This window comes from Cerasibacillus terrae (assembly GCF_008039555.1).
GTDB lineage: Bacteria > Bacillota > Bacilli > Bacillales > Amphibacillaceae > Cerasibacillus > Cerasibacillus terrae.
In genome coordinates this window covers 42010-54926 of record NZ_VDUW01000004.1, presented here as the reverse complement: position 1 = coordinate 54926, position 12917 = coordinate 42010, and the positions used below count along the sequence as shown (strand labels likewise).

The 12917-nt window shown below is 34.3% G+C and carries 13 protein-coding genes and 1 other RNA gene; 12 read left to right on the top strand and 2 right to left on the bottom strand.

Translation table 11 applies throughout. The features are described 5' to 3' along the window. Nucleotides 1–45 precede the first annotated feature (45 nt). Nucleotides 46–975, bottom strand: coding sequence for an alpha/beta hydrolase (locus tag FHP05_RS07395; RefSeq protein ID WP_147666658.1), 930 nt, complete (start codon nt 973–975; stop codon nt 46–48). Nucleotides 976–1166: 191 nt separating this feature from the next. Between FHP05_RS07395 and secG the strand changes: the two genes are divergently transcribed. The 10 genes from secG to FHP05_RS07345 all read left to right on the top strand — a co-directional run bounded on the left by secG (nt 1167) and on the right by FHP05_RS07345 (nt 10278). Then, nucleotides 1167–1397, top strand: coding sequence for a preprotein translocase subunit SecG (secG, locus tag FHP05_RS07390; protein ID WP_147666656.1), 231 nt, complete (start codon nt 1167–1169; stop codon nt 1395–1397). A 112-nt stretch (nt 1398–1509) separates the two neighbouring features. Then, on the top strand, nt 1510–2256 hold the full coding sequence (locus FHP05_RS07385; RefSeq protein ID WP_147666654.1) for an alpha/beta hydrolase: 747 nt from the start codon (nt 1510–1512) through the stop codon (nt 2254–2256). Nucleotides 2257–2301: 45 nt separating this feature from the next. Continuing rightward, nucleotides 2302–4434 (top strand): ribonuclease R, encoded by a 2133-nt coding sequence (gene rnr, locus FHP05_RS07380; protein WP_147667057.1) that lies wholly within the window; start codon nt 2302–2304, stop codon nt 4432–4434. A gap of 442 nt (nt 4435–4876) precedes the next feature. Next, the gene (locus FHP05_RS07375) at nt 4877–5617 is read left to right on the top strand and encodes a metal ABC transporter ATP-binding protein (protein ID WP_147666652.1); all 741 of its coding nucleotides are present in this window, start codon (nt 4877–4879) and stop codon (nt 5615–5617) included. Further along, nucleotides 5617–6474 (top strand): metal ABC transporter permease, encoded by an 858-nt coding sequence (locus FHP05_RS07370; protein WP_147666651.1) that lies wholly within the window; start codon nt 5617–5619, stop codon nt 6472–6474. The genes FHP05_RS07375 and FHP05_RS07370 overlap by 1 nt, the downstream gene beginning before the upstream one ends. 48 nt (nt 6475–6522) lie before the next feature. Continuing rightward, the gene (locus tag FHP05_RS07365) at nt 6523–7491 is read left to right on the top strand and encodes a metal ABC transporter solute-binding protein, Zn/Mn family (RefSeq protein ID WP_147666649.1); all 969 of its coding nucleotides are present in this window, start codon (nt 6523–6525) and stop codon (nt 7489–7491) included. Between the two features lie 153 nt (nt 7492–7644). Next, nucleotides 7645–8118: an SsrA-binding protein SmpB gene (gene smpB, locus FHP05_RS07360; protein WP_147666647.1), complete on the top strand. Its 474-nt coding sequence runs from the start codon at nt 7645–7647 to the stop codon at nt 8116–8118. Nucleotides 8119–8156: 38 nt separating this feature from the next. Beyond that, the gene (locus tag FHP05_RS07355; RefSeq protein WP_147666645.1) at nt 8157–8660 is read left to right on the top strand and encodes a hypothetical protein; all 504 of its coding nucleotides are present in this window, start codon (nt 8157–8159) and stop codon (nt 8658–8660) included. A gap of 86 nt (nt 8661–8746) precedes the next feature. Beyond that, nucleotides 8747–9107, top strand: a transfer-messenger RNA (tmRNA) gene (gene ssrA, locus FHP05_RS07350). Nucleotides 9108–9234: 127 nt separating this feature from the next. Further along, a complete protein-coding gene (locus FHP05_RS07345; RefSeq protein WP_147666643.1) occupies nt 9235–10278 on the top strand; it encodes a M42 family metallopeptidase in 1044 nt (347 codons plus the stop codon). Between the two features lie 56 nt (nt 10279–10334). On the opposite strand, the gene trhA is transcribed toward FHP05_RS07345, so the two are convergent. After that, nucleotides 10335–10982 (bottom strand): PAQR family membrane homeostasis protein TrhA, encoded by a 648-nt coding sequence (gene trhA / locus FHP05_RS07340; protein WP_147666641.1) that lies wholly within the window; start codon nt 10980–10982, stop codon nt 10335–10337. 133 nt (nt 10983–11115) lie between these two features. Between trhA and FHP05_RS07335 the strand changes: the two genes are divergently transcribed. After that, a complete protein-coding gene (locus FHP05_RS07335) occupies nt 11116–11703 on the top strand; it encodes a DUF1836 domain-containing protein (protein WP_147666639.1) in 588 nt (195 codons plus the stop codon). A 15-nt stretch (nt 11704–11718) separates the two neighbouring features. Next, on the top strand, nt 11719–12711 hold the full coding sequence (locus tag FHP05_RS07330; protein WP_147666637.1) for an LLM class flavin-dependent oxidoreductase: 993 nt from the start codon (nt 11719–11721) through the stop codon (nt 12709–12711). Nucleotides 12712–12917 lie beyond the last annotated feature (206 nt).

The following is a 12917-nucleotide window of genomic DNA, read 5'->3' as shown; positions in this document are numbered from 1 at the left end:
GTAAGATTAGATTTAGTCATTGTATCCACACTAAAAGCTTATTTTCTATTTCTTATATTTGTGATTTAGCAAAGATATTATCCATTGAAAAATAAAAGAATATACCTCTGATTTATTTGTTTCATTTAAGATTTCATGTCTTCCACCATGAACAAGTGTTACCATTATGTTTTCCATATTTAAATCATGATAAACTTGTGCTGCTTTCCATATATTTCTTGCATTTTTACCGACAGGATCTTTGTCCCCACTAATAAATAGCATTGGTAATTTACGGCGAATATGTTGATTTAGTTGTGTATCATGTATCATTTCTAAGCCTGTGAATAAATCATAAAAGAATCTCCCTGTAGGAACAAAGCCACAAAGTGGATCATCCATATAAGCCTGGACAGATTTTGTATCTCTTGAAAGCCAATCGAATTCTGTATTTGGTTTAGAAATGCCTTTATTATATGTTCCAAAAATGAGCTTATTTAAAAGTTCGGCCTTTTCCTTAGGACGAGCTTGTGCGGCTAACACTTTACCTAGCTTCGTTTCTATTAAAGAAGCATAGGTTGTTCCAGATAAAATAACTCCATCTAATTCCTCACTATATGTCTGAATATATTTTCGTGCGAGAAATGATCCCATACTATGACCTAATAATATAATTGGTGTGTGGGGATAATCTTTCTTTATTTTCTTTGTTACTTCATATAAATCATCAGCAACTTTCCTAAAACCATCTGATCCAGAAAAATATCCTAATAAACCTTGATTTTTCCCTGTTTCTCCATGACCTCTATGATCATTACCATATACGTAAATTTGTTTGCTTACTAAAAATTTAGCAAATTCATCATATCTATCAATGTGTTCTACCATGCCATGTGATAATTGAATAATTGCTTTAGGTTTTTGTTCTTTTTGAAACCACTTTATTACATGCAAAGGAACGTCATCTTTTACTGTTAACCAAAATGATTCTTTCATTCGTATCCCTCCAACCCTTTGTTATCTTTATTATAATCCGAAAAAAAATGTTCTTCCATGATTACGGTATGGCAATCTAAAATAGCTTGCTATCTACTTCCTATTTATGCTAAAGTATAAAATAGCATAGTTATTAGGAACGAGTCATAAATCAGATTATATTGAGCGTTTTTAGGAGGTGTCGTTGTACGGTGGAGACAGCAATTAATACTATACTTGTAGTAGATGCTATTATTATGATTATTCTTGTTTTATTACAAAGTGGAAAAAGTGCTGGCTTGTCTGGAGCGATTTCTGGAGGAGCAGAGCAATTATTTGGAAAGCAAAAGGCAAGAGGTTTTGATCTTTTTTTACATCGCGGTACAATTGTGACAGGTGTTATCTTCTTTGTGTTAGCATTTATTAGTGCGTATATTATTTAACAATGGACCCTTATCATATATATGGTAGGGTTTTTTATTATGGTGTATTTTTGTGAAAATGGGTAAAATAGTGATAAGATGAAGGATTTATAGTTCGAAGGGGATTTGAGAAATGAAAATAAAACAACCTGAACCATTTACATTTGAGAAAGGACCGAGAGCAGTACTTTTACTTCATGGATTTACAGGACATTCAGCAGATGTACGAATGCTCGGTAGATTTTTAGAAAAACATGGATATACAAGCCATGCTCCAATTTATCGAGGACATGGACAAGCACCAGAAAAATTAATTCAAACCACTCCAGCAGATTGGTGGGAAGATGCCGTACAAGGTTATCATCATTTGAAAGAATTAGGATATGAGGAAATCGCTGTTGCTGGACTTTCTCTTGGCGGAGTTTTGAGCTTGAAATTAGCAAATTCTTTCCCAGTTAAAGCAGCTATCCCGATGTGTGCTCCCATGTTTTTTGATAATGAAAGACAACTGACAGCAGGTTTTAAACATTTCGCAAAGCAGTACAAACAATTAGAAAAGAAAGATGAAAAAACCGTTCAAAAAGAAATGGAGCTTTTAATGGATGCATCTCAGCCAATGTTTACACAGATTGGTATATCGATTGAAGATGTTCAGAAACAGATTGATACCATTTATACACCAACAATGATTGTGCAGGCTCGCCTCGATCAAATGATCAATCCGAAAAGTGCTAATTATATTTATGAAAATATTGAATCAGAATCCAAACAATTAAACTGGTACGAAGAGTCAGGGCATGTGATTACTTTAGACAAAGAGAGAAATCAACTTCACGATGATATTTATACGTTTCTAGAGTCATTACAATGGGCACAATAGATAATATAAATAGAAAAAAGGAAGGTGAAATTTTTGAATACAGAAATGGAAGATAGAATTAAAGCTTATTTTATGGAAAACGGGAAAAAGCCACTTTCTGTACATGAATTAGAAGATGTCTTAGAACTTCAAGATGCAGCTGAGTTTAAATCACTTATTATTGCATTAAATAGACTAGAGGAATCTGGTGAACTTGTCCGTACAAGAAAAAATCATTTCGGTCTACCTGAAAAAATGAATTTAATACGTGGTAGAATCCAAATGCATGCGAAAGGATTTGCATTTCTAATTCCAGATGATCCAGATCAAGTGGATATATATATCCATCATTCAGATTTAGCTTCTGCAATGAATAATGATCTAGTTCTTGTACGAATTGAAAAGCAAGATGTAGATAGAAATCGCCCAGAGGGATCTGTTATCCGTATCCTAGAACGAGGAATTACACAAATCGTCGGGACATTTGAAGATAATAAGTCATTTGGCTTTGTCATTGCAGATGATAAACGCATTCCGAATGATATCTTTATTCCTAAAGATAAAATAAATGGTGCTTTTCAAGGCCATAAAGTCATTGTGAGAATTACAAATTATCCAGAAGGAAGGAAAAGTGCAGAAGGGGAAATCGTAAAAATTCTAGGTCATGAAAATGATCCCGGAATTGATATTCTATCCATTATTTATAAACATGGTATTCATATCGAATTTCCTGAAGATGTTCTAAAGCACGCAACAGATGTGCCGGAATCGGTAGATGAAAAGGATTTTTCAGGGCGTCGTGATTTACGAAATGAAACAATTGTAACAATTGATGGTGCAGATGCTAAGGACCTAGATGATGCGGTAACAGTTACAAAATTAGAAAATGGAAATTATAAACTCGGCGTACATATTGCAGATGTTAGTCATTATGTGACGGAAAATTCTCCAATAGATCAAGAAGCCTTAGAAAGAGGAACAAGTGTATATTTAGTTGATCGTGTTATCCCGATGATTCCACATCGGTTATCAAATGGGATATGTTCCTTGAACCCTCAGGTAGACCGCTTGACTTTAAGTTGTGAAATGGAAATTGACTCCACTGGGAAAGTGGTTCATCATGCAATTTTTCCAAGTGTGATTCGAACAACAGAAAGAATGACATATTCTGATGTCAATCAAATATTAGTGGAAAAAGATGCTTCTTTACGTGAAAAATATAAATCACTTGTTCCGATGTTTGAACAAATGGAAAAACTTGCTGCCATTTTACGTGGTAAACGGATGGGGCGAGGAGCTATTGATTTTGACTTTAAAGAAGCACAAGTACTTGTCGATGAAGATGGAAAAGCAAAAGATGTTGTTATTCGAGAACGTTCTGTTGCTGAGCGTTTAATTGAAGAGTTTATGTTAGCCGCAAACGAAACAGTTGCAGAACATTTCCACTGGTTAAATGTTCCATTTGTTTATCGGATTCATGAAAATCCAGACGAAGGTAAATTACAAAGCTTCTTCGAGTTTTTAGCAGGACTAGGTGTGCGTGCAAAAGGTGTAGCAAATGATATTCATCCACAACAGTTACAAAAGGTATTGGAAAAAGTTCAAGGTAAACCAGAGGAAATGATTGTATCAAAACTGATGTTACGATCGATGAAACAAGCGAAATACGACCCGGAAAGTGTGGGGCATTTTGGGCTAGCGGCTACATATTACACTCACTTTACATCACCGATTAGACGTTATCCTGATTTGATTGTTCATCGCCTAATTCATACGTATTTAATAAATGAAGAAATGAATAAAAAAGTGATTCATAGATGGGAGAATTTATTACCAGATATTACAAAGCATGCATCGATGATGGAGCGAAGAGCGGTTGATGCTGAACGAGAAACAGATGATTTGAAGAAAGCAGAATATATGCAAGATAAAATTGGGGAACAATTTTCAGGTGTTATCAGTTCTGTGACAAGCTTTGGTTTATTTGTTGAATTGGAAAATACAGTAGAAGGGCTGATCCATGTTAGTTATCTAATTGATGACTATTACCATTTCAACGAAAAAAGCTATGCATTAATTGGAGAACGAACTGGAAAAGTATATCGAATTGGGCAAGAAGTAACCGTTAAAGTAATCAGCGTTAATTTAGATGAACGAGTGGTTGACTTTGAACTTGTTCAAGACACAACTGGAAAATAATGAAAAGATAGGTATACGCATATCTTATAAGAAATACGCTACATTCCATGTTTAGGTGTAGCGTATTTCTTATTTCCAGAATAAAATGAGTAAAGGAACTGATACTAAACGAACAGTAAGAAGTTGATTACGTTAAAATGTTTCCTTAGACCAAATTAATTGTTGACATCTAATTATTTGTCTAATATACTATTCATTGTACGGAGGAAAAATTTATAGGTGTAATCATGTTTTTATCGCAGATTAACTGGCCACTGGCTGTAAGAACTCCACTTCAAAAATTCGAGATATTCAAGAATTATAAGTGGAGAATCAACAGCCAGTAAAGGCCCGATTCGTTCAACTAACAATAATGGGAGAAGAAGAAAACTCCCATTGATTGAAGTTTCACTTTATAAATAAATGAGAATGTTTTTTGTGTGATAAAAGGAAGGTGAAAAAAATGGAAAAAGCCATAGAAATTAATAATCTGCACGTATCATATTATGGAAAAGAAGTTATTCAGGATATTTCCTTTTCACTTGGTAAAGGAAAACTGATTGGTATTATTGGACCGAATGGTGCAGGTAAATCGACAATGATGAAAGCAATCCTTGGCTTAATCCCAAAAGATTATGGTGAAGTCAAAATTCATGGCAAAGAAATTAAGACAATGCGAAAAAATATTGCCTATGTTCCGCAACGAAGTGATTTAGATTGGGATTTTCCGATTAATGTGATTGATACGGTATTACTTGGGACATATCCTCAGTTAGGTTTATTTCGTAGACCTGGTAAAAAGGAAAAAAAATGGGCACGTGAATGTTTGGAAAAAGTAGGAATGGAAAAGTTTGCAAAGCATCAAATTGGCGAATTATCTGGTGGTCAACAACAACGCGTTTTCTTAGCACGAGCACTTGCACAACGAGCAGAAATGTTCTTTTTAGACGAACCTTTTGTTGGAATTGACGTGGCAAGTGAACAAACCATTATAAATATTCTTAAACAATTACGAGATGAAGGTAAAACGGTATTTGTCATTCATCATGACTTGTCTAAAGTAGAAGATTATTTTGATGATTTAATTTTAATCAATAAGAAATTAATTCAATCAGGTCCAGTCCGTGATGTCTTTCAACGTGAAACTATGACAAGAGCATATCAGACAAACTTTCCATTCATGAACATGGAGGTAGGTGTTTAATGTTACAATTCGTTCAAGATATTATGAATTATGAATTTTTACAAAAGGCTCTTTTCACTTCCATAATGGTTGGAATATTATGTGGTGTAATTGGAAGTTTTATTATTCTACGTGGAATGGCGTTAATGGGTGATGCTATTTCTCACGCGATTTTGCCAGGTGTTGCCATTTCATTTATGTTAGGTATCAATTATTTCTATGGTGCGGTTCTTATGGGAATAATTACAGCACTCGGTATTGGATTTGTTACTCAAAATAGTCGAATTAAAAGCGATTCATCTATTGGAATTGTGTTTTCTGCGTTTTTTGCATTAGGTATTTTACTTTTAATGAAAGCACAAACTGCAGTGGATTTATCGCAAATCTTATTTGGTAACGTATTATCTGTACGTTCATCAGACATGTGGTTAACACTTATTATTGGTGTTGTTGTTTTATTGTTTGTATTTATTTTTTATAAAGAATTTTTAATTACGACATTTGACCCAATTATTTCAAAATCATACGGGATACCAACAAAACTTGTTCATTATGGGTTGATGGTATTACTAACATTGGTAACAGTAGCATCATTACAAACAGTTGGTGTCATACTTGTCGTAGCAATGTTGATTACTCCTGCTGCAACAGCGTATTTATTAACAAACCGATTATCAACCATGATTTTCTTATCTGCTTTTTTCGGAGCAGTTTCCAGTGTATTAGGATTATATTTTAGCTTTAAATATAACTTAACATCTGGTGCTGTTATTGTTTTAGTCGCTACGGCTTTATTTATTTTGGCATTTTTATTTGCACCACAACAAGGAATTATTTGGCGCTCTTTACGCTCTAATAAAAAGAAAGTATCTTATTGATCATTGTTTATATTTTGAAAAGAAAAAAGAACTAAGGGAGAGAAAAAAATGAAACGTTTTTTATATGTAACATTTATTTTAATCGCAGCAACTGTGCTTCTAGCAGCATGTGGTGGTGATAAAAAAGAAACAGAAAAAGACACAGGTTCAAATAATGAAGAGGATTCAAAAGACGCTTTACAAGTGGTCACATCATTCACAACGATTGAAGATATGGTACATCAAATTGCTGGAGATCAAGTTGATGTATACAATTTAGTACCAACTGGAACAGACCCACATGAATATGAGCCACTTCCAGAAGATATTAAACATGCAACAGACGCGGATATATTGTTTATGAATGGAATGAATCTAGAAGGTGGAGAAGACGGCTGGTTCTATAAAATGGTTGATTCTGTAAATCAAGACCATGATAAAGTATTCGAATTAAATGAAGGTGTAGAACCTAAATATATCGGTGGAGAAGATGGAATAGAGGAAGAAGTTAATCCACACTCATTCTTAGATCCGCAAGTAGGGATTACAATGGCAACTAATTTACGTGACGCACTTATCGAAGTAGATCCAGATAATAAAGATGTTTATGAAGAAAACGCAGCTGAATACCTTGAAAGATTAGAAGATCTAGATACGGAATATGAAGATAAAATTGGTGAAATTCCAGAAGAAGACCGTATCCTAGTCACAAGTGAACGCGCTTTCCAATATATGACAGAGCACTATGGTTTAAGAGAAGCATACGTGTGGGAAGTTGACACGGAAGAACTAGGAACACCAGAACAAATTAAAACATTAGTAGATACATTAAAAGAGGAACAACCACCAGTATTATTTTTAGAATCCAATGTTGATTCAAGACCTTTAGAAACAGTTTCTAGTGAATCAGGAATTGATATTTATGAAGAACATATATATTCCGATGAGATTGGTAAAAAAGGTGACAAAGTGGACACATACGTTAAGTTATTACAACATAATATTGATATCATCTATGATGGTTTAAAAGGTGAATAATTAAAAAAGGATATAGGCTTGTAGAGAAAGTACGTGTTTTCTCTGCAAGCTTTTTATATGAGTTTGCTCGATGATAGATGGTAAAACTAAAATTGGAATTTCTTTCATTTATTTGTTAAAATGAACGACACGTAGAACATTGGAGGAGTAAGTATGTCAAAGCGTAAAAACAATGCAATAGCACGGAATAAAAAAGCATCACATGATTATTTTATAGAAGAAACAATCGAAGCAGGAATCGTGTTACAAGGAACAGAAATTAAATCCATTCGTGCAGGACGCGTGCAAATGAAAGATGCCCATGCAAGAATCGACCCACATGGGGAAGTTCAATTAATTAATATGCATATTTCTCCATATGAACAAGGAAATCGTTTTAATCATGATCCAACTCGAACACGTAAATTATTATTGCACCGTAAAGAAATCGATCGCTTATTAGGATTAACCCAGCAAAAAGGTTATGCCCTTGTTCCTTTAAAAATGTATATAAAAAATGGCTTTGCTAAAGTTTTACTTGGACTAGGAAAAGGAAAAAAACAATACGATAAGCGTGAAGATTTAAAACGTAAACAAATGAAACGTGAAATGGATCGAGCGATAAAAGATAGAATGCATGGCTCATAAAAATATCTTTTGGAAGAAGCCTATGCTTATAAAAACATATGAATGCCCGGGATCACGAAGAAACAGAGAAACCGGTCACCCAAATGGATAATGATGCCCAAAACTGTGAAGAAACAGAGAAACCGGTCATCCAAATGGATATTGCTGCCCAAAACTGCGAAGAAACAGAGAAATCGGTCATCCAAATGGATATTGATGCCCAAAACTGTGAAGAAACAGAGAAATCGGTCACCCAAATGTATATTGATGCCCAAAACTGTGAAGAAACAGAGAAATCGGTCACCCAAATGTATATTGAAGCCCAAAACTGTGAAGAAACAGAGAAATCGGTCACCCAAATGTATATTGCAGCCCAAAACTGCGAAGAAACAGAGAAATCGGTCACCCAAATGTATATTGCAGCCCGAAATTACGAAAAAGCAGAAAAATCGGTCACCCAAATGGATATTGGTGCCCGAAATTGCGAAGAAGCAGAGAAATCGGTCACCCAAACAATAACCATTACCAAAGTTGTCCAATACCATGGAGGGCTTGATTTTTAATCTGTATATGATATAATTAATAATGTCAAAAGATAAGATATTTTATAGTCATCAACCATTGTCCTTTGACGTTTCTCATTTGATATGGGGACGTTCTGGATTCGACAGGGATAGGTCGAGCTTAGGTTGCATGTCGAGGTTACGTCTCGTAAACCGTTATCGCCTAAATTTAACTGGCAAAGAAAACAATAATTTCGCTTTAGCAGCGTAAGCTAGCTAAAGGATCCTTCCTACTATCGCCCGTGTAGTGGATGAAGGGTCTCAAATGAAGCGGGCTATACTATGATCCACCGTCTGAGGATGATAGTTGAAACCAATCAGACTAGCTACTTATGAAGCCTGTTGATAGGCTGACGAGTTAGCGAAAATGAAATATATCAACTAAACATGTAGATATTTAAGTGACGATATCCTTGGACGTGGGTTCGACTCCCACCGTCTCCACCAATAAAAAATTGGTGGTTTTTTTTATGCCCTTTTTAAAGTGAAAATATCCTAAATTTCGTATATAGAAACTTGTCCAACCGACTTACTCCAAGTAAAATAGAAGACAGAAAAAGAAGGGGGAAATGAAATGTCTACATATCCAAACACAAAACAGCTCATTAAACAACTCGTTTCTATTCCAAGTCCATCTGGTTTCACAGAAAAAGTCATCTCATTTGTTGAAAATTATTTACAAGACTTAAAAATAGAAACAAAACGCAATCGAAAAGGAGGTTTAATTGCTACGTTACCTGGGAGAAATAACGAACAACATCGAATGTTAACAGCACATGTCGATACGCTTGGTGCGATGGTAAAAGAAGTAAAAGATAATGGACGGTTACGCCTTGATTTAATTGGTGGTTTTCGTTATAACGCCATTGAAGGGGAATATTGTGAGATACATACAGCAAATGGAAAGAAATTCACAGGAACCATCTTAATGCATCAAACATCTGTCCATGTATATAAAGATGCCGGAACAGCTGAACGTAATCAAGAGAACATGGAAGTGCGAATTGATGCAAAGGTAAAAAACGCAGAAGAAGTACGTGAATTAGGAATCGAAGTTGGGGACTTTGTTACATTTGACCCGCGTGTACAATTAACAGAAAACGGCTTTATTAAATCACGTCATTTAGATGACAAAGCAAGTGTGGCAATTCTACTTCAATTAATCAAACGTATCAAAGAAGAAGCAATAGATTTACCATATACGACTCATTTTCTTATTTCCAATAATGAAGAAATCGGATATGGTGGGAATTCAAATATTACACCAGAAACGGTTGAATATTTAGCAGTTGACATGGGAGCAATAGGAGACGGTCAATCAACAGATGAATATACGGTATCCATCTGTGTGAAAGACTCCAGTGGCCCATATCATTATGGCCTAAGAAGTCATCTAGTTCAGCTAGCAAAGGAACACGATATCGGCTATAAGTTAGATATTTATCCATATTATGGTTCTGATGCCTCAGCTGCAATCCGTTCTGGACATGATATTGTTCATGGATTAATTGGACCTGGAATTGATTCTTCTCATGCATTTGAAAGAACCCATGAATCTGCTTTAGCCAATACAGAAGAATTATTATATTATTACATTCAATCAAAAATGGTTATTTAAGTTAAGAAAGCAGTGTTCCTTATTTTATAGGAGCACTGTTTTTTTAGGTTTTACAACTATAAAACATAGTTAAAAATACAAAGAAAATGAAACAAACTCCCAAACATGATAAAAATATGGAAAATTTCATGATGTCCCATATATTTAAATTCTAGCCAATGTGGTTTAAACCAATAAATAAATCCTCCAATTGTATAAATTATTCCACCTACTACAAGTAAAAGCATCCCATCTTTTCCAATAACTGTTGCTAAAGAAGGACTGAAGAAAATGACAATCCAACCCATTGCAATATAAATAAATGTAGATAACCAGCGTGGTGCATGAAACCAGATAAGTTTATATAGAACACCTAAAAGCGCTAGACCATGAACCACCCCAAATAAAACCCATCCGGCAACACCCTCTACACCAATTAAGGATATTGGCGTATATGTTCCCGCTATTAACACAAAAATCATCGCATGATCTATTTTTCTAAAAAAGGCAATGACTTTTTCCCTTGCTACTATCATGTGATATGTTGCAGAAGAAGCATATAGTAAAATCATACTTATCCCAAAAAGAATGACAGCAAACAAGGTTAAATTAGAAGTTGACACATAGGTTGCTTTTATAATCATTGCAATTAGCCCGACGACTGACAGGATTGCGGCAAGCAGATGAGTAAATCCATTAATTGGTTCGCGAATATACATATTCATTTTATACACCTCATTATGTGGTTTTAATTACTACATATAATAATATACGTATTATAACATCTAGTCAATATTTACATTAAGGAAAATTTAACATATACTTGTACATAAGAAATGATGCAAATGAGGGTTGGATATGAAAGATTATGATAAGATAATTGAAAAATGTGGAATAGAACAACAGTTAGAACTTAAAGATATACCAGAGATTGACTTATATATGGATCAAGTGATTCAGTTATTTGAAAAGAAATTCGAAAAAGCAAAGCGGTATGATGATGAAAAGATATTAACAAAAACAATGATAAATAATTATGCAAAAGGAAAATTGTTTTATCCGATAAAAAACAAAAAGTATTCAAAAGAACATATTATTTTAATTAGTCTTATTTACCAATTAAAAGGGTCACTTACAATTAAGGACATTAAATCAATTCTTGGCCCTTTAAATAAATGGACATCGGAAGAAGATTTTCCATTAGATGACTTCTATGAAAGTTATTTGTCTTTGGCAAATAATAATGTGACTTATGTTAAAAATAATATAATGGAACTAAATAAAGATGTAAAAAATAAGGTGACTTCAATTAGTGAAGAGGATAGTCACTATTTAGAAAAGTTACTAACCATAATCGCATTTGTACAGATGAGTAATATGTACCGAAAAATTGCTGAAACATTAGTTGATGAAATAAAAGAAGAAAAGGTACAACCGGATAAATAAGAAAGGAAGTTTTTAATGAAACTAAGTATTCTTGACCAAATACCAATTTCAGAGGGAGAAACCCCACAAACAGCACTACAACAAACATTACAATTAGCCCAAATAGCAGAACAATTGGGATATCATCGGTATTGGATTGCAGAGCATCATGACTTGGCTGGCCTTTCCTGTCCTGCACCAGATATCATGTTAAGCTATGTAGGCGCACAAACGGACAGGATTCGGATTGGAGCAGGAGCTGTTCTTTTGCCACATTATAAACCGTTTAACATTGCTGAACGGTATAATTTATTAGCATCTCTGTTCCCAGGAAGGGTTGATTTAGGAATTGGACGTGCACCAGGAGGATCAGCAGAAGCTACCTCAGCCCTTAATGATCGTTATCTTGAAAAAGTACGTCAATATCCAGAATTAATAGATGAATTAATTCAATTTCAAACAAATGGATTTCCTGAAACAAATATGTTTTCAAAAATAACCCCACAACCAGTACCATCTGTTTTACCTGATGTTTGGTTATTGGGGACAAGTGAAAAAAGTGCTTTAATGGCGGCTGAAAAAGGACTTCCATATTCGTTTGCCCATTTTATGACAGATAAAAATGGTCCACAAATTGTGAGAACATATAAAGAACAGTTCATACATCATTATCCAGAAAGTAAACCGAAAATTGTTTTAGCCGTATCTGCCATTTGTGCAGAAACAGAGAAAGAGGCCAGGGAACTTGCCTTAAGTCAAGAACTATGGCAGGTACAACAGACAAAAGCAGATCAAAATCATGCTATTCCGACCATTGAAGCAGCTAAAAACTACGCTTACTCAGAAAAAGACAGGGAAATGATTGGAAAGGCAAGAAAGAAACAAATTGTTGGTAACCCATCCCAAGTGAAACAACAATTAGAGATTTTACGAGAAATGTACCAAGTAGACGAAATGATGATTCTAACAATCACTCATAGCTATGAAGCAAGATACCGTTCCTATGAGTTAATTGCATCCCAATTATGATAAAAAACGATGTAGATTACATCGTTTTTTTTGTCAAAATTGGCTAAAACTGTATCGTTTTATAGAAATTATTCCCACTTTCAACAGGAATTGATTAAAAAATTTTGTTACATCATTATTTTTAAAATAGACTTGCAAGCCAATTCTATCAACATTTGTCTATTAATCTATGTAATTGAAATATAAATGTAACATTACTATAACAT